Below are 18,710 nucleotides of genomic sequence, written 5' to 3'. Positions count from 1 at the left end.
AATATGTTCAGCCGCATTAGAGAAGACATTAAAAGTGTCTTTGATAGAGATCCCGCAGCGCGTAATTCGTTTGAAGTATTAACTAATTACCCTGGCATGCATGCTATATGGATACATAGAGTAAGTCATAAATTATGGAAAGCTGATTGGAAACTTATGGCTCGCTTATTATCAACTTTTTCTCGTTGGTTAACTGGGGTAGAAATTCATCCAGGTGCAACCTTAGGTAGACGTTTCTTTATTGATCATGGAATGGGCGTTGTTATTGGTGAAACAGCCGAGATTGGTGAAGACTGTACGTTATATCACGGTGTAACATTAGGCGGTACAAGTTGGAATGCAGGTAAGCGCCACCCTACATTAGGTAATAACGTTGTTATTGGGGCTGGAGCTAAAGTTTTAGGTCCTATTACTATAGGTCATGGCGGCAAAGTGGGGTCTAACTCTGTTGTTGTAAAAGACTTACCCGATAACGCAACTGCGGTTGGTATACCAGCCCGCATTGTTAATATTAAGAAGTCTGAAGCAGAAATGTCTGAACGAGAAAAAACCGCGCAAAAATTTGGTTTCGATGCTTATGCAGTCTCTGGCGATAACCCTGATCCTGTTGCGAAAGCGATAGGACGTTTATTAGATCATATGCATTTAATGGACACCAAAGTAGAAGATTTATGTAAAGAAGTGAATCAACTCGGGGGCAATGTTTGTCAGCAATCGTTACCTGAACTACGCGTTGGTGAATTTGTTGAAGACGAAAAAGAAGCTGCAAAACGTAGAGAATCAATCGTTACTGCCTTCGATCCCGAAATATAAGATCAGGTTTACTTCATTTTAAATATAGTACTTGAGTAAAATACTCAAGTATTTATATTGACTCTATTTTTATCTCGCGTAAAATACTTGACTAAATTACTTGGTTATATAGTTGATTATTTTACATGGTTATGTAAAATGCGCAGCAAAAATACAGGAGAACATAATGAAACTGACTTCAAAAGGGCGTTATGCGGTTACCGCAATGCTTGATGTTGCCATTCATGCCATTTCAGGTCCTGTATCATTAGCTGACATATCTGAACGACAAGGTATTTCATTGTCGTATCTAGAACAGCTATTCTCGCGTTTACGTAAACATGGTTTGGTTAATAGCGTGCGAGGTCCTGGTGGTGGTTATCGCTTAGGTAGATGTTCAGCTCAAATTGCTGTAGCAGACGTTATTTTTGCGGTTGATGAAAGCATTAATGCAACTAAATGTTCCGGACAAGGTAACTGCCAAGGTGGTAACCAATGTTTAACCCATTCATTATGGGAAGATTTAAGCGTACGCATAGAAGATTTTTTACAGAATATTTCGCTTTCAGAGCTCGTTGAGGAAAGAAACGTTAAAATGGTTTCACAACGCCAAGACGACATGCATAAACAAAAGCGTGAAAGCACTCATTCAAATAATATTTTAATTACAACCCAAAGCATTTTACCTGATTTGCAATAATATTTGCGATCTACAAAGTTGGAGAGAGTTAGCTTATGAAGCTTCCTATTTATTTTGATTATTCAGCAACAACACCTGTAGATAAGCGTGTTGCTGAAAAAATGATGCAGTATATGACTACTGATGGTTTTTACGGTAACCCTGCATCTCGTTCACACAAGTTTGGTTGGCAAGCTGAAGAAGCTGTAGATATTGCTCGTAACCAAATTGCTGATTTAATTAACGCCGATCCCCGTGAAATTGTATTTACATCAGGCGCGACAGAATCAAACAATTTAGCGATTAAAGGTGCAGCTAACTTTTATTCGAAAAAAGGTAAGCACATCATTACATGTAAAACTGAGCACAAAGCTGTTTTAGATACATGTAGAGAATTAGAACGCCAAGGTTTTGAAGTTACTTATTTAGATCCGGAATCAAACGGTTTAATTGATTTGAATAAGCTAAATGACGCTATTCGTGAAGACACTATTGTTGTAAGCATCATGCATGTAAACAACGAAATTGGTGTAATTCAAGACATCGCTGAAATTGGTGAAATGTGTCGTGCTAAAAAGATTATTTTCCATGTTGATGCCGCACAAAGTGCAGGTAAAATTGCTATTGATATGGAAAACCTGAAAGTTGACCTTATGTCATTTTCAGCACATAAAATATACGGACCTAAAGGTATTGGCGCATTGTATGTTAGCCGTAAACCACGTGTTCGTTTAGAAGCTCAAACTCACGGCGGCGGTCACGAACGTGGTATGCGTTCTGGTACTTTAGCTACTCACCAAATTGTGGGAATGGGGGAAGCATTTAGAATTGCTAAAGAAGAATTAGAGCAAGACCGTATTCACGTAACTAAAATGAGAGACCGTCTTTGGGCTGGTATTAGCTCAATGGAACAAGTTTTCATTAATGGTGATGCAGACAAACGCTACCCTGGTAATTTAAATGTAAGCTTCAACTTTGTTGAAGGCGAATCATTAATTATGGCACTTAAAGACTTAGCCGTATCTTCAGGTTCAGCATGTACATCAGCAAGTTTAGAGCCTTCGTACGTATTACGTGCTTTAGGTTTAAATGATGAAATGGCGCATAGTTCAATTCGTTTCAGTTTTGGTCGTTTTACTACCGAAGAAGAAATTGATCACGCAATTAACATCATTCAACAATCTATTGGTCACTTACGTGACATGTCACCACTTTGGGAAATGTTCCAAGATGGTATTGATTTAGATTCAATCGAATGGGCTGCTCACTAGTTAGCACCTATTAAACAAGTATTGTTTACAGACTTATTATTTATTTTTAAACCTGTACAAGGCGAATAATAAGTCACTTAAACAACTTAGGAGAAATATCATGGCTTATAGCGAAAAAGTAATCGATCATTATGAAAACCCACGTAACGTTGGCTCAATGGATAAAAATGATCCAGATGTAGCAACCGGTATGGTTGGCGCACCAGCATGTGGTGACGTAATGAAGTTACAACTTAAAATTTCTGCAGACGGTATTATTGAAGATGCAAAATTCAAAACATACGGTTGTGGTTCTGCTATTGCTTCAAGTTCATTAGTAACTGAATGGGTTAAAGGCAAGTCTATCGACGAAGCTGGCGAAATTAAAAATACAGCTATCGCTGAAGAATTAGCATTACCGCCAGTAAAAATTCACTGTTCAATTTTAGCTGAAGACGCTATCAAAGCAGCGATTGCAGATTACCGCAGTAAAAAAGTTTAGTAAAAGAGGTTATTAGTATGAGTGTTACAATGACTCCTGCAGCCACTGAGCGAGTAAAATCGTTCATGGTTAACCGAGGCAAAGGTCTTGGCTTACGTTTAGGTATAAAAACTACAGGTTGTTCTGGTTTAGCATATGTACTTGAGTTTGTAGACGACCTTAATGAAGATGATGAACTCTTTAGCATTAATGGTGTGAATATCATTATTGATGCTAAAAGCTTAGTTTACTTAAGTGGTATCGAGCTAGATTTCATTAAAGAAGGACTAAACGAAGGTTTCAAGTTCACCAATCCTAATGCAAAAGGTGAGTGTGGTTGTGGCGAAAGCTTCAACGTTTAATTTATTGTATTAATACTGGATTTATAGTGAATTACTTTCAATTATTTGGTTTAGAAGACCACTTTGATCTCGATACAACAAAATTAGCTGAAGTATACCAATCATTGCAAAAAACGGTTCATCCAGACCGTTTTGCTAGTGCATCTTCACAAGATCAATTACTTGCTGTTCAAAAGTCGTCAATGATCAATGATGCATATCAAACATTAAAAAATCCGCTTACTCGAGCGACTTATATATTAACGCAGCGCGGAACTGAAATGCCAAGTGAACAAGCATCATTTGGTGATACTGCTTTTTTAATGCATCAAATGGAATTACGCGAAATGTTATCTGAGATCAAAGGATCCGATAACATAGAAGCTGCAATATTTAGTGCAACTGAAACATTAGACACTGAATACGAACAGCTCTTTAAAATGATGCAAGCTCAGCTAAATGAAAACTCAGCAGAATCGAATACGCTAGCGTGTGACAACTTACGCAAACTTAAATTTTATCAAAAACTTCATATAGAGTTAGATCGTCTCGAAGACTCTCTATTAGATGATTAATTAAAAGATCCCCTATGGCTTTATTACAAATTGCAGAACCTGGACAAAGTACAGTACCCCATGAACATAATCTAGCTGCAGGTATTGATTTGGGTACAACCAACTCACTTGTGGCTAGCGTAAAAAGTGGCTTAGCTGAAACTCTACAAGACGAACAGGGTATAGACATTCTACCGTCAATTGTTAGCTACCAAACCGACAATATTTTAGTAGGGAACGCAGCAAAAGCGTTTTCTGTTAACGATCCTGAAAATACTATTGTTTCTGCAAAACGTTTAATTGGTCGTTCGTTAAGTGATATTCAATCTAAATATCCATCTTTACCTTACGATTTTTGTGGTGACGAAAACCATCCTGAAATTAACACACGTCGCGGGTCGATAAATCCGGTTCAAGCGTCAGCTGAAATTCTTAAAACCTTAGTTGCCCGTGCTGAAAATGCACTAGGTGGGGAGCTTAAAGGTGTCGTTATTACAGTACCTGCTCATTTTGATGATGCACAACGTCAAAGCACCAAAGATGCAGCCAAGTTAGCTAATGTTAATGTATTACGTTTATTAAACGAACCAACTGCAGCGGCTGTTGCTTATGGGCTAGATACTAAACATGAAGGTAAGCAACAAGGTGTTATTGCTGTTTACGACTTAGGTGGTGGAACCTTTGATATTTCAGTATTACGTTTAAATAAAGGCGTATTTGAAGTTTTATCTACAGGTGGCGATGCCGCGTTAGGCGGCGATGATTTCGACGTAACACTTGTTGACCATCTTATTGAACAAGCACAGCTTACACGACCTTTATCGCGTAAATTAGAGCGTCAGCTTTCTCAACAAGCCTGTAATGCTAAAGAACAATTAAGCCAAAATGAGTCAACCGAGATCAATTTAGTATTAGAAAACGGTGAAAAATGGCAAGGTACTTTAACCAAAGAAACTTTTAATAGCTTAATTTCAAGCCTAGTAAATAAAACACTACGAGCTTGTAAACGTACATTGAAAGATGCTGATATAACAACAGAAGAAGTACTAGAAGTGGTTATGGTTGGTGGTTCTACAAGAGTACCGCTAGTGCGTGAAGAAGTAGAAAAATACTTCAAGAAAACACCTCTTACTTCAATCGACCCTGACAAAGTTGTTGCCGTAGGCGCTGCAATTCAAGCGGATATACTTGCGGGTAATAAACCTGATAGCGACATGTTATTACTTGACGTAATTCCACTATCGCTTGGTTTAGAAACCATGGGCGGTTTGGTTGAAAAAGTTATTCCACGAAACACCACAATTCCTGTTGCCAAAGCACAAGAATTTACCACCTTTAAAGACGGACAAACGGCTATGGCTGTTCATGTTTTACAAGGTGAACGTGAATTAGTTGAAGATTGTCGATCACTAGCACGTTTTGAATTACGTGGGATTCCAGCAATGACTGCTGGCGCTGCGCATATTCGTGTAACTTTTAAAGTTGATGCTGACGGTTTACTCGAAGTGTCAGCTATGGAGAAATCTACGGGCGTAGAATCACGTATCGAAGTTAAACCTTCATTCGGATTAGAAGAGCATCAAATTGCTTCTATGCTAAAAGCCTCTATGAGTAATGCAAAACAAGACATAGAAGCACGTATGGTAAAAGAGCAACAAGTTGAAGCTGCACGCGTAATAGAGTCAGTGCAATCGGCCTTAGCTGCTGATGGCAGCTTATTAAGCGAAGATGAAGCGAGTGCTATTAATGAAGCCATTAACGCTTTAAATAAAATTATACAATCAGATGTAGCTGACGATATTGAATCAGCTATCGACAAATTAAACGAAAGTACTGCTGTTTTCGCTGAAAGACGCATGGATTCATCCATAAAAACAGCATTAGCAGGCCATTCAGTAGACGAGGTTTAGTTACATGCCAAAAATAATATTTCTACCTAACGAAGAACTTTGCCCAGACGGTGCCGTATTAGATGCAGAACCAGGTGAAAGTGTACTAAATGTTGCACTAAAAAACGACATAGGTATTGAACACGCTTGTGAAAAAGTATGTGCATGTACAACATGTCATATCATCATTCGTGAAGGTTTCGATTCTATTGAAGAAAGCGATGAGCTTGAAGAAGACATGCTAGACAGAGCATGGGGATTAGAACCCGACTCTCGTTTAGGTTGCCAAGCCATTGTTGGTGATATAGACCTTGTTGTTGAAATTCCAAAATACACAGTAAATATGGTGTCTGAAAACCACTAATGTTTTACTGGTTGTGAAAGTAAAAATATAAAAAAGGGGTAATAACAGAGATGTTATTACCCCTTTTTTGATTAAAGTTTTATTTAATCAGGGTATTTTTGATCTAATGTTTTTAAAGACCGTAAAAACAAGCCTAAGCCGCCTACAGCTAAAACCAATATAACAATAAGATCAAATGAGCTCATGGTTCTAAAAGAAAAACGAATAGAAGAAATAACACCAAAAATTAACGCGGTTATCGAGCCTATAGATAACACCCAGCCTAAAATATTTTTACTGTTATAAAAAATTAAACCTACACCAAAAATAAAAGGGATCATAATCATTCCACTGGTTACATTAAAGCTTCCTCCACCCGCTGAAAAGCCATATAGCCGCATGCCCATGCCAAAACTTGACGTTACAGTGATTGCATTTAATAACATATAAAAGCCACCACACATCATAATTAGGCCAATAAAAAAGTGTCCTAATCCACCTGAAGTACCACCTGCGCCTCTCATTTAAAATCCTTATTAATCTTGTTTTGTGCTGAAATATTTAAACTAATCATATAATTATTGGTTAATTTACGCCACCGTGAAGTTCATATTATACTTGATAGCTTTTGTTCACTCTGAATCCCAATAAGGTGTATCACCAAAGTATTTAGAAAAAAAGTCGATAAAGGCTCTTACTTTTGGGGCTAACAAACGCGAACTTGGATAAACAGCCCATAATGCAGTGTTTGATGCTAATGGATGATCTTTAAGTATCTGTACTAACTCACCTCGCTCTAAATGTTTGTAAATACTCCAAGTTGAGCTGATAGTTATACCAATATCGTTTACAGCGGCATCTCTAATCGCTTCACCGTTGTCGGTTCTAAAACGCCCCTTAGTTTTAATAACTGTTTTACCTTTAGGGCTGACAAACTCCCAGTTTTCAAGTCCCATTAAGCGTATACATTCATGTTTGTATAAATCGTCTGGTGTTTTAGGTTCGCCATAAGTGGCAAGGTAATTTGGAGATGCACAGATTATTCTATGATCTGGAGCTAATTTTCTGGCTATTAGTGTTGAATCTTTTAATTCAGCATTACGAATAGCAATGTCAAAACCACCTTCTACCAAGTCGATAATAGTGTCAGACAAACGTAAATCAACTTTCATGTCGGGGTACTGTGCTAAAAACTTTTTTAAGGCGGGTATTAAGTGCATACGACCAAAAGATGCAGGTGCTGCGACTCTCAAAATACCGCTGGCTAGGCTATTTCCAATACCAACAGCGGAACGAGCAGCTTCTATTTGAGCTAACACCTCTTCGGCATGAGGGAGAAACACAATACCTTCCTCTGTTAACGACACTTTCCTTGTTGTTCTATGAATTAAGCGAACATTCAAACCTTCTTCTAATTTATTAACGTAAGTACTGGCAACCGCAGGAGATAAGCCTAGCTCTTGTCCTGCCGCACTTATGTTCTGAGTTTGAGCAATGCGTGTAAATAGTTTGAGGTGTTCAATATTCATAATTATATGCAAAATATAAAAAGTTATTATTTATTTTGCCTTATTATCATTTTTATACAAAGAAATATAATCACTTCATCGAAAATAAAGTGAGAATGAATAATGAAAGCAATGATTATAAAAAGTTTTGGTGGTTCTGAAGTATTTGAAGCTGCTGAATTGGATAAACCTGAAGTAAAATCAGGGCACGTACTTGTAAATGTTAAAGCCACAAGTGTGAACACTGTTGATACTATGATCCGTTTAATGGGGGATGATTTACCACTTGCACCACAATTACCTAGTGTTTTAGGGATGGATTTTGCTGGCATAATAACAGAAGTTGGTGAAGGGGTTAGTGAGTATAATGTGGGCGATGAAGTATATGGTTGTGCTGGCGGATTAGCTGATTTACAAGGTGCATTAGCTGAATATATGTTAGCTGATGTACGTTTGTTAGCACGTAAACCTAAAAACTTATCAATGCGTGAAGCGGCGGCTTTACCTTTAGTAGGGATTACAGCTTATGAAGGGTTAATGCGCTCAAATATAACTAAAGGACAAACGGTACTTGTTCATGGTGGTTCAGGCGGCGTAGGTCATGTTGCTTTACAAATAGCCAGCTATTTAGGTGCTAATGTTTATGCTACTGGTGGTGGCGATAAGCAACTTGCTTTAATTGAGCAATTAGGTGCGAAAGCAATTAATTATAAAACCGACACGGTTATTGATTATGTAAATAAATATACGCAAGGTAAAGGTTTCGACGTCGTGTTTGATTCAGTTGGCGGTGCCAATATGGTGAATTCTTTTGAGGCAGCAGCATTAAATGGACATGTTGCTTCAACGGTAGCTATGGTTGAGTTAGATCTTTCTCTCGCTCATTTTAAAGGTTTGTCGTTACATGTTGTATTTATGCTAATTCCTATGCTGCACAATTATAAACGCGAATCGCATGCGCATATTTTAAATAAATTAACTGAAATAGTTGAAGCGGGTGGTTTAACTCCCGTATTAGATGAACAGCGTTTTACTTTAGAAGAGGTTGCGCGAGCACATGATCGTTTGTCAAGTGGACAAGGTATGGGTAAAGTTGTTGTAGAGCTTTAATAAAAGGTTTCAGTTTTACTTTAGAAAAGGTAATAACAGCGATGTTATTACCTTTTTATAAACCTAATACAAATAAGAGGTTAAGCGATAAGTATCACCCAACCCTAGTTTAAGGTTAACCTAAGTTATTGGCACTACAATTATTAAACCCATTTTTACGTTTAAAACCTATAGCTATTAAGCCTAATAAAGCTATAAACAATGTACTGGGTTCATTTACTGCTTGTGCAGAGCTAATATTAATTTCAATACCTTGGTTAGCTGTGGCAATAGAGTTAAAAGATTCATCTAAGAAGAACATATCTGAAATATTAAGATTGAAAGCTCCTGCTTGTACTGCAATAAAGTCAAAGGTAAGAATATCCCAAACAGCTTTTGATGTATCAAAAGGGTTAATAGAAGGTCTTGTTGCATAATTACCTGCTAAAGCATAATCACCAAGTATGTCTAATGCCCAATCGCCATTTGAGTTAAATGGTTCTGCAAGCTGAATTCCGTCCGCTGTAAAATCAATATCTTTACTTGGATCTAATACAGCCAGTGAGTCGCTAAATTCATATACAAAGTCGAATCCATAAAGCTCTAAATAACTAGCCCCTGCATTATGTTCAAACGTAACGTTTACTCTGAATTCATCTCCCATTTTTACGTTGTTAGACGATGATGTGAATATTAGACCAGCGAAACTCTGGCTTGAAAATAACATGAGTATAATTAAAAAATATTTCATCGTTTTATTACTCCGCGCATCTTGGGTTAGTACATAGCGACATCAGTGCAGAAACATCACCTCTGTCTACTAAACCGTTATTGTTAACATCGTAAGTTAAGTCGGTAGAACTTGCTCTAATTTGCATTTGAAGTGTTACTAAGTCTAAGCGGTCTACTTGACCGTTTTTATCTAAGTCACCTACAACTTGTTGAACTGATCTTTCAAAAGTAACAAATTTTTTGATTGGATCACTCAGTCGATCTCTATAGTTTCCGCGAACTGGGGTGATGTAAAAGCTCCATCTATATTCACCATCTTCAACACTTTCAGCAACAGGTATGTGAAGAGTTACCTTTCCTGGTTCATTTACCGTTACTCTATATAAATCGGCTTTGCTAAAGTCTGATTTTTTACGTAAATCAAAAATGAGATCTCTAGGTTCGGTAACGTCAATTTCAATCTCAACCGGTACAGGTGTTGAAGGATCGGAAATAGCCGCGAAAGATACATCCATTAGTGCGTCTACTGCAGGGGGCGGCGCTATTATTGAAATATTATCTATTTTATGAACTTCGCTTGCGGTTTCGCCCTGTGCAGAGATTGAATATTCTAAAGAGTAATCGATACCGTTTTCAGGTAATTCAGTAAAGTTTAGTGTAATAGCTGCTGAGCCTTCACCTGCTGCAACCGCTTGAGTAGTGGTAGCTACTTGTACATTATTCTTTAATAAATTAACGGTGATGGAACCTAGCTCCTCAACTGCTTTATAATTAAAATTAAAAGTGTAATTTAAAGAATTTTCAAGTGTGTTGATATTATCAGTAGAGCTAACCGAATCTTCAAGTGCAGGAAAATCACCAATAGCTTCAGATATTTCCACATCAATAAATCTAAATGACCCTGCGCTTACTGGAATTTCAGTTATATTGTCTGAATTAACAACAAAACTTTCACCTGATAGTAAATCTGTTATTGCCACAGGAGTAACTGAATTAAATTTGACTTGAGCAATACGGTCTTCAGGGTTTAAATAACCACTGTCAACTAATGTTAAACGCAGATGCTTAGGTGCTGACTGAGCCACTACCCATGCTGTGCCACCAGAAACGGTCATTGGAAGTAAACCAGACTTTAAGCGTAGTTGATTTTTTATTTGATCAACTCGATTGCTGTTGGCTGCAACCACTGTTTGACCATTTGGGGTTATATAGTTTTTACCGTCGGTAATAAATTCTTTCATATTTCCTTGGTATATTGGGTGCATATGATCTGTTAATGCACCTCGAACTGTACCTCTATCTTTGAAAACACCTTGTTGCACAGGGGTGATTAAAACAACACCCTGAGGAAATTTAGGAATAAAGTCTAAGCGACGATCTTTAGTACCTGCAGCGTATAAAGAATAATCCCAATCTACGTTTTTAGCGCCAGGCCAAGTGCCGCTTAAACGGTTAAATACATAAGGTTCGTTATCTACTGCTGCGTCATAAAACGTTGTCCATTTTACATTGTTACTGCTTTCTAAGTAGTATGGATCTGGTTCTTTCATACTAAGATGAACAGGAGATATGTTCAGTAATTCATTACGTTTAGGTACGTACAGGGCACCTTTTGCAATTAACTCCCACGCTAAACTCATGTATTCTTGATTGAATGAGAAATTATTAATATATCGTGCACCAGAGGCCACTTTATATATGGTTTGGCGTAAAGCATGATTAGGTACCATTTGGTGAGAATGCTGGCGTAATCGGTTAAAGCTAGGGTTGTCACGAGCGTAACGTTCGCCCCAATTGTTAACCGCGCCACTCATCCAAAAACCCATACGACCCGCAAGACTCATTTCCATTGATTTATCAGTAGTTTCTTCCATCGCAGGAACAAAAACATCAGCGTGTTGCCCAGATCTTAGTTCTTGCCATTCAGGTAAATATACAGAAGATTGCCAAAAGGTATGTTTATTTCGCATGAATATATTAGCGTTATTTTCAGCACTGAATTCAGAAAGAGGGAAGAAAAGATGACTTAATACTTTACTAAAGGCTTCACCCCTACCTTTAACTTCAGGATATATATTAACCGTTTTCTTACCTTCACCGGCAGTAATAATCTCTTTAAGTGTTGGTAGACTGATCATATATGGATCATTACCATGGCCAGCCCATTGTGCAATACCATCGCTGTTTTGATACTTAGGTGCTAATGTATCAAACATTTCTTGGCTAGTTAGTGTGTAGTTTTTACGTCCATCACGTTTGTCTCTGTATTCAGGATTATCTGCTAGCTCTACACTACGATCCCAATTTTCCACATTAGGTAACGTTGTAGTATTCAAAAATACAGGAGATGAATAGGCAGATTCTAAATTTTCAATAATAGAACCCACTTCACTTCGGCTTTCTGAAATAAAATAAACGGGTAGTGGTGTTCTTTCGTATAAAGGCTTATTAAACGATGCTAGTTGCTGCGAAACTGTTTGGGTATTTGCTTGAATAGCCGCAAGCTTTCCGCCAGGCTCTAATGCGGTATATTGCTCTTGCCACCCAGCTTGAGAGGGATCAATTATGTGAATTTGGCTACCACCACTTTGTGCACTCGCAAGAATTAGCTTACCTGAATCACTATCTTTCCATAAATCATTATAAGAGTATTTATTGGCTAAAATAGTTGCGTCGTTTACATCAAAAGATGCTGGTGTTATTAATAAGCGAGAGCCAAATAAGGTTACGTAGACTTTTTCACCTTGGTTCATGATAACTTCTGTTTGAGCTACACGATATCCGAAACGGTCGATTTTTCTGCCAATGTCATTGATCGACGATTTTTTAAAACTGAGATCAAGCGGGTTGAAAACCGAGATGGCTGAATTTCCAATTGCTGTACTGTTACCAATAACGAGTTCTTCGTTGCCATCGCCGTCAAAATCAATAGCGCGCATGTCCCCAATGCCATTTTTTATGTGTACTTTGGTTTTACTATCTGGTAGGTCTGCAAAAGGTTCAAATATATAATAACTACCTGCTGCTTGCATCGAGTTATTTGTACCAAGTAATACGAGTTTTTCAGAACCATCCGCTAATTTTAATGGTCTTAAATGATTAACTGTATGATTATTAGGGGTAGGTAAAACACCTTTACCAAATACTTTTTCTTGAGAGTAAGTGCTTGAAGCTATTGTTTTTAAAAGGCTTCCATCTGTTGCTAAATAATATAAATTTTTGTCATAGCCGCCTGCAGCGATATAAGTGGTGTTTCCGCCTTTTACAACGGTTACCGAGTTCATTGGTACTTCATTTAAACCGAAAGACCAATTAAGTGAGCCGTCAGCATTTAAACAATATACTTTTCCATCGGCGTTTGCTGTTAAAATTTCATCGATTCCGTCGTTGTTTAAATCGGCAACCCAAACGTCATGATTCATAAAACCAGAGAGAGTATTTGACCATAGTTCTTGACCACTGAAGTTATAGGCTGAAATAGTCCCTTCATAACTATCTGTAATTATGATGGGGGTACTTTCAAAATCACCTGTGCGAACATGGGTTATCGCTCTCCCTGTTTCTATACTTAAAATACCAGAGTTTGTTTGTTGTTCTGACATTGCATTATGCGATATAAAGCAAGTGCTTAATATGATTGCGGATAGTTTTTTTATTTTCATTTTAATTATCTTATTGTTATTTATGTTTATTGTTGTTTTATATGTTTGAGTTTAAATGTACTTAAAATAAAAATAAGTAATATGCTCATTTTAAGTACATTTTAAAAGTAGCATTGTTTATTTATTAGATCAATAAAATAAAGGATAGCGCTATCCTTTATTTTAGAATGAGATGTTTGTTAAATGATTATACAAAGAAATTACAAGATAGCTTTATTGTGGGGGAGGTAAATGTTGAATTGCACTCTATGCTCTAAATCTAGCTTACAATTCATTAATATAAGTGACTTGAATAAAAGAAGAAATAAAGTCTTTAGGCTTTACCCTTTTATTTTTATGGCTGTGATGGTTTTGGTGAAATTCGCATAGTAATATCCGCATGAAAAACTTTGTTATGTGCGTTGTCATAAACATCAACAGGCAGCACTACATCTTCGGCTTCTTGCCAGTCAAATTTATCTATTTTGCAAATTATGCGTAAGTCTGTTTTAGCAATTTTTAAGTATTGAACCGTCATGCCAATTGGTATCCAGCGGAAATCATCACTCAAAGAGATGTCTATACAAACACCAGCAGAAAGTTCAGCAGCATTACACATAGCAATGGCATGAACTGATTTTAAATGATTATAAACAGCTCTACGTTTTTTAATGGTAAGTTCTACGTGGCCAGGTTTTACAATAATTAACTTGGGTTTAATCGTACCAAAATAAGGAGCAGTAAAGCATAAAGCTTTGCCTACAATCCACCGTCCTATAGCGAAACCACCGAATATTTTCCACAGTTTTAGCATGAGGCTTTTGGAAGGTTTATATGACATTTTTCTTTACCCCTAGATAAAAAAAACACTGGTCTGATGAGTTTGTTTTGTTAGTTTGAACTGATATCAATTAGAAGTCAAAAATTGATTGATGACTTTAGTGTTTTTTTACGCTCGGCAATTTTACTAGGGAATGCGTGTTAGGTATAAAGCTAGTATGGGAGAAAGGATGAAAACATTGTAGTTATCACCCTTTGTTATTTTCATTTAAGAGAGAAATACTATTTTTTGTGAACTGCTTTCCAAAAGTCGTGAGATAACTTATTGATTAAATTGGACTCTGCATTCATTAACATAGCAAAACCTATCCCAAGTTCAGGTGAGTAGCCTATATCAGCGCGATAGCCTTGTACCCAGCCAGAATGATAAATTATGGGACTTTTGTCGAATTGGTAAATACGCCATCCATAGCCGTAATAGGCATCTTTAAGGCTTTCTTTCCAGTATCTACGTCTTAGATCCTTTTTGGTTTTTATTCTGGGGGTTGTTAATTCGTTAAGTAAATGGGGTGATAAAACATCAGGGTTATTACCCATATTAGCATTTAACCATTTAGCTAAATCTGTGATGCTTGCATTAACACCGGCTGCGGGTGCTACCTTATAATAGTCAGGTTGTACTTTTACTGGGTGCCATACATTTTGTTTAATATATCGTCCGTTTTTATCTTTTTTACCCGTTCTTTTACTTCTAATGAGTACATGCGGTTTTGCAATGTTTTTATTGTTTAAAAAGTTATCAATACCCACAGAGGCATTATGCATTTTTAAAGGGGTAAATATGCGTTCTTGTAATAGTGTTGCGTAGCTTTTAGGTTGGCTGTTTTCAATAGCAAACTGTAAAAAACCGTAGGCTATATTTTGGTAGCCGTAGCATATTCCTGGCTGACAAATTGGGCTTACTCGATCAAATCTGCCTATGATTTTTTGCATATTCCAGTTTTCATGTAATAAGTTGTCGTAAGCATTAGGCATTAACCCACTTGAATGACTTAGTAGGTGTTTAATTTGAATTTTTTTAGACGCATCTTTTTTAGCAAGTACAAAGTTAGGAATATATTGGGTGATAGGATCTGATAAATTTAAGCGCTTTTCTTGCGCGAGCATGGTGGTAATTGTTGCTGCAAAAGGTTTTGAAACTGACGCTAATCGAAAAACTGTATCAGAGGTTATTTTTTTTGATTTACTTTTATCTGTATAACCAAAGGTTTCTAATTCAACCACTTTATTGTTTTGAATAATGACATAAGCGGCGCCTGGAATGTTATGTTTCTTTAATTCGTTAGCGACTGTTTTTGAGAATTTTTTTCTAACTTCAGTAAAGTCATTTCCGTAAGATAAAGGGAAAAAAAGCAGAGAAGATAAAAGAAAAGTGAATCGAAAAAACATAGCAGAAAACCTTACAAGTAAATTGTAATTTACTAAGCGATTAAGCAGAAATAACAAAAAAGAGGGAGGAGTTTATATTATTTTGTAAAATTTCACGAATATACTTTATATTTTCTTGGGTAACGCCATTAAAAAAACCTACTTTAAATTAGCTAAAGTAGGTTTTTTATCGTTTTACTTTTCTTTTGAAGAAAAACTAAGTATATACCCGTTACCAATCAAGATGCGTATTTCAGAGCACTTGAGCGATATCAATTCAAGGCAATGCTTTGCAATAATGGTCGTTCCCTTATAAAAAGCATTAACGAAGAAGTGATTTTGCTCAAGCGCTTCTCCGATGGGTCTAAAAACAATTTATGGGGCTTATTAACTTTAGTAAGGTTCCTACACGGATGTAGGACATTAGGGTAACGCAGGAGCAGTTACCGAGAATAACCATGACGTAAATTTAATGCCTTGCATACATGGATGTATGTACTTAGATTTCGTCTGGAACATGAAATCTGTGCCTAAATTGTTTTTAGTTCCCACTGAAACCTGCATCTTGAATGATAACGGGTATAGATATTATTTTTGCACATTAATTAAAATGGGCTTAGATTTTATGCCATTAATCGTTGCATATACTTTTACTTGGCTTGCTTTGTCTTGCGCCTGTAAAAGAATGGCGGCTTTACCTTTATGGGTAATAACATGGTCTGTTAAAACATCTTGAATGTTATTTTCCCAACCGTTATCAATAGCAGCGATTTTTGCGTAGCCCTCAACTGTAAACTTTATATCCATTTCTGCATCAGACAATAGGTTACCATTTTTATCTAATAACGTAGCATGAACGTAAGTTGTATCGTATTGATCTGCCGTTAAGTGTTGTTTCTCGGTGTTAAGTTTGATGGAAGCCAGCTTACCATGAGTATTTAATATGCTTTGAGTTACCGCTTTACCGCTGTTATAGCCAATAACTTTTAACTCACCAGCTTGGTAGGGGACCATCCATTTGATGATTTGATCGTCGAAGTCTTTAAGTTGTTTACGGCCAAGCGATTTACCGTTTAAAAATAATTCAGCTGATTCTGTATTGGTATAACTTTGTACAACAATGTTTTCATTCGTTTGGTATTTCCACATTTCATAAATGTCGAACCATTCCCAGCGACGAAGCTCTTGCCAAACATTAGCTGGCGCTTTACGTTTTTTAAAGATCCAACCTTTATCGTTAGTATATGAAAATTCAGATATTTTAGCTGGTGTTGTACCTAAGTATGTTTTTGGTTTATCAACCCAAATGGTTTCAAAAAAATGACCTCTAGGTGTTTTGTTACCTATATAGTCGAATAGTGATATTTCTAACCCCATTCTTGGTAAAGGGCCACCTTCACCTTTGTAAGCAAAGCCTGTCCAAATAAATATACCAGCAACATAATCTTTGTCTTTTACGTCTCTCCATTCGCGCCATGCTCCCCAATTTTCAGAACCGTATATAACTTTATTAGGGTACATTTTATGTGCTGCTTCGTATGATGGTGCACGATAGTTAAAACCTACAAGATCAAGAGTATCAGTATAACCAGATGCAAAACCGACTGATGGTTGCACTAAGCCTGCTGTAACTGGGCGAGTTGTATCAACTTCTTTAACAAAGTCAGAGAGCATTTTTGCCACAATTGGAAGGTTGTCTATTTTATCAGGGTTATGTTCCTTGAGTTTTTTACGTATACGTTCAGGGTTAAAGTCGGCTGCTTCAGTGTAGTAATCTGTTCCATCTTCAGCATATGAAGCTGCTTTAGGATAGTAAGTGTAGGTCCATTCTATTTCGTTACCTATACTCCACATAAATATAGAAGGGTGATTAAAGTCACGACGGATCATGTCTTTTAAATCTCGTTCGGCCCATTGGTTAAAATGAATGTTGTAAGATACTACTGAAGCACCACTGGCTTTATTGTCGCCCATTGATATTTTGTTTTTAGTTTTTGCGCGGTCCCAGTCATCAAAAGCTTCAGCATTAACTAAAAAACCCATTTCATCGGCTAACTCGAGTAAGCCTGGGTTATGGGGGTTATGTGATAAACGTAAAGCATTTACACCAACGCTTTTTAGTTTAGTTAAACGAGAATACCATATTGATTTATGAACAGCTGTACCGACTGCACCACCATCGTGATGTAAATTAACCCCTTTAATTTTTGTATTAACACCATTTAAGAAAAATCCTTTATTACTATCAAACTTAATGGTTCTAATACCAAAGGTGGTTGTATCTGATTCTGTTTTATCGCCATCTACGTAAATCGTTGCTTTAGCGGTGTATAAATGAGGTGTTTCTAACGACCATAACTGCGGTTTTTTTACTGTTAGGGTTTGAGTGACTTTATTTTCATGGCTTAGATCAAACGACTCTTTATCTTGAGCGACTTTTTTACCTTCTTGGTCGAATAATTCTATTTTTAGTTTAGCCTTTTCGCCTTGATATTTTTGCGCAATAATCTGGGTATTTATATTCACTTTTGCTGTTTTAGAGGAAACATCTGGAGTTGTAACTTGAATACCCCATTGTGGGATATATACGGGTTCTGTTTTAACTAGACGTACATTTCTGTATATACCTGAGCCAGTGTACCATCTTGAATCTGCGTATGCTGTGCGATCTACTTTTACGGTAATAACGTTAGTGTTGTCACCGTAGTTGGCGTATTGGGATAAATCTACTTGAAAGCTTGAATAACCATAAGGTCTACCTCCAATATAGTGACCATTTAACCATATAGCTGAGTTGTTATAAATACCATCAAACTCAACCCATATTTTTTTATTTTTGTCAGATTTAGGTAAGCTGAATGTTTTACGGTACCAGCCAATACCACCTGCTTTAAAGCCTGTGCTCGCTGCTGCATTTTCATTAGTGTAGGGTAATGCAACGGCCCAGTCGTGTGGTAACGTTACGGGCTGCCATGTGCTGTCATCAAAAGTATATTGATGTGCAGCTTGTTGTTTTTCTAAACTAAATTTCCAGTTGAAATTGAAGTCTTCAATTGATTTTGCCTGAATTGTTATGCTGTAAAAGAATACTATGAGTAGTGTTGAGAAAACTCTCTTTTTATTAAATAGCATATAGGTACCTTATGATTTATTTTTATATTCATTCTTAATATAACACCGCTTCGCTTTTAAAAATGCATATT

At 36.9% G+C, this 18,710-nt stretch carries 16 protein-coding genes; 9 read left to right on the top strand and 7 right to left on the bottom strand.

The features are described from left to right. Nucleotides 1-3 precede the first annotated feature (3 nt). The 8 genes from cysE to fdx all read left to right on the top strand — a co-directional run bounded on the left by cysE (nucleotide 4) and on the right by fdx (nucleotide 6,350). A complete protein-coding gene (gene cysE, locus B0X80_RS12485) occupies nucleotides 4-813 on the top strand; it encodes a serine O-acetyltransferase (RefSeq protein WP_077340743.1) in 810 nt (269 codons plus the stop codon). Nucleotides 814-979: 166 nt separating this feature from the next. Continuing rightward, entirely contained in the window at nucleotides 980-1,492 is a 513-nt protein-coding gene (gene iscR / locus B0X80_RS12480; protein WP_076419316.1) for a Fe-S cluster assembly transcriptional regulator IscR, read from the top strand. A gap of 35 nt (nucleotides 1,493-1,527) precedes the next feature. Continuing rightward, the gene (locus B0X80_RS12475) at nucleotides 1,528-2,742 is read left to right on the top strand and encodes an IscS subfamily cysteine desulfurase (protein ID WP_077340741.1); all 1,215 of its coding nucleotides are present in this window, start codon (nucleotides 1,528-1,530) and stop codon (nucleotides 2,740-2,742) included. 100 nt (nucleotides 2,743-2,842) lie between these two features. After that, a complete protein-coding gene (gene iscU / locus B0X80_RS12470; protein WP_077340739.1) occupies nucleotides 2,843-3,223 on the top strand; it encodes a Fe-S cluster assembly scaffold IscU in 381 nt (126 codons plus the stop codon). 17 nt (nucleotides 3,224-3,240) lie between these two features. Further along, nucleotides 3,241-3,564, top strand: a complete 324-nt coding sequence (gene iscA / locus B0X80_RS12465; protein WP_076419319.1) for an iron-sulfur cluster assembly protein IscA — start codon at nucleotides 3,241-3,243, stop codon at nucleotides 3,562-3,564. A 26-nt stretch (nucleotides 3,565-3,590) separates the two neighbouring features. Next, nucleotides 3,591-4,118: a co-chaperone HscB gene (gene hscB, locus B0X80_RS12460; RefSeq protein ID WP_077340856.1), complete on the top strand. Its 528-nt coding sequence runs from the start codon at nucleotides 3,591-3,593 to the stop codon at nucleotides 4,116-4,118. A 14-nt stretch (nucleotides 4,119-4,132) separates the two neighbouring features. Then, nucleotides 4,133-6,007: a Fe-S protein assembly chaperone HscA gene (hscA, locus tag B0X80_RS12455; RefSeq protein ID WP_077340736.1), complete on the top strand. Its 1,875-nt coding sequence runs from the start codon at nucleotides 4,133-4,135 to the stop codon at nucleotides 6,005-6,007. Nucleotides 6,008-6,011: 4 nt separating this feature from the next. Next, nucleotides 6,012-6,350, top strand: coding sequence for an ISC system 2Fe-2S type ferredoxin (fdx, locus tag B0X80_RS12450; RefSeq protein ID WP_077340734.1), 339 nt, complete (start codon nucleotides 6,012-6,014; stop codon nucleotides 6,348-6,350). An 83-nt stretch (nucleotides 6,351-6,433) separates the two neighbouring features. Here the strand turns inward: fdx and B0X80_RS12445 are convergent, their stop codons facing one another. Together B0X80_RS12445 and B0X80_RS12440 are read right to left on the bottom strand one after the other, a co-directional pair. Next, nucleotides 6,434-6,853 (bottom strand): hypothetical protein, encoded by a 420-nt coding sequence (locus B0X80_RS12445; RefSeq protein WP_077340731.1) that lies wholly within the window; start codon nucleotides 6,851-6,853, stop codon nucleotides 6,434-6,436. Between the two features lie 108 nt (nucleotides 6,854-6,961). Beyond that, nucleotides 6,962-7,858 (bottom strand): LysR family transcriptional regulator, encoded by an 897-nt coding sequence (locus B0X80_RS12440; RefSeq protein ID WP_077340729.1) that lies wholly within the window; start codon nucleotides 7,856-7,858, stop codon nucleotides 6,962-6,964. A 102-nt stretch (nucleotides 7,859-7,960) separates the two neighbouring features. On the opposite strand from B0X80_RS12440, the gene B0X80_RS12435 reads away from it, so the two are divergent. Then, nucleotides 7,961-8,947: a zinc-dependent alcohol dehydrogenase family protein gene (locus B0X80_RS12435; RefSeq protein WP_077340727.1), complete on the top strand. Its 987-nt coding sequence runs from the start codon at nucleotides 7,961-7,963 to the stop codon at nucleotides 8,945-8,947. 115 nt (nucleotides 8,948-9,062) lie between these two features. Here B0X80_RS12435 and B0X80_RS12430 read toward each other — a convergent pair whose 3' ends face one another. From B0X80_RS12430 to B0X80_RS12410, 5 genes are all read right to left on the bottom strand, one after another. Then, entirely contained in the window at nucleotides 9,063-9,677 is a 615-nt protein-coding gene (locus B0X80_RS12430; protein WP_139345317.1) for a PEP-CTERM sorting domain-containing protein, read from the bottom strand. A gap of 7 nt (nucleotides 9,678-9,684) precedes the next feature. After that, nucleotides 9,685-13,320, bottom strand: a complete 3,636-nt coding sequence (locus tag B0X80_RS12425) for a hypothetical protein (protein WP_077340722.1) — start codon at nucleotides 13,318-13,320, stop codon at nucleotides 9,685-9,687. 334 nt (nucleotides 13,321-13,654) lie between these two features. Next, the gene (locus tag B0X80_RS12420; RefSeq protein ID WP_077340719.1) at nucleotides 13,655-14,140 is read right to left on the bottom strand and encodes a hotdog fold domain-containing protein; all 486 of its coding nucleotides are present in this window, start codon (nucleotides 14,138-14,140) and stop codon (nucleotides 13,655-13,657) included. A gap of 221 nt (nucleotides 14,141-14,361) precedes the next feature. Then, entirely contained in the window at nucleotides 14,362-15,528 is a 1,167-nt protein-coding gene (locus tag B0X80_RS12415) for a serine hydrolase domain-containing protein (protein ID WP_077340717.1), read from the bottom strand. Nucleotides 15,529-16,095: 567 nt separating this feature from the next. Further along, nucleotides 16,096-18,639, bottom strand: a complete 2,544-nt coding sequence (locus B0X80_RS12410; RefSeq protein ID WP_077340715.1) for a glycoside hydrolase family 2 TIM barrel-domain containing protein — start codon at nucleotides 18,637-18,639, stop codon at nucleotides 16,096-16,098. Nucleotides 18,640-18,710 lie beyond the last annotated feature (71 nt).

The sequence above is a fragment of the Pseudocolwellia agarivorans genome, assembly GCF_002000085.1.
In the GTDB taxonomy this organism is placed as follows: domain Bacteria; phylum Pseudomonadota; class Gammaproteobacteria; order Enterobacterales; family Alteromonadaceae; genus Pseudocolwellia; species Pseudocolwellia agarivorans.
Note: the sequence above shows the minus strand (reverse complement) of the source record. Positions and strands in the feature narration are given on the sequence as shown.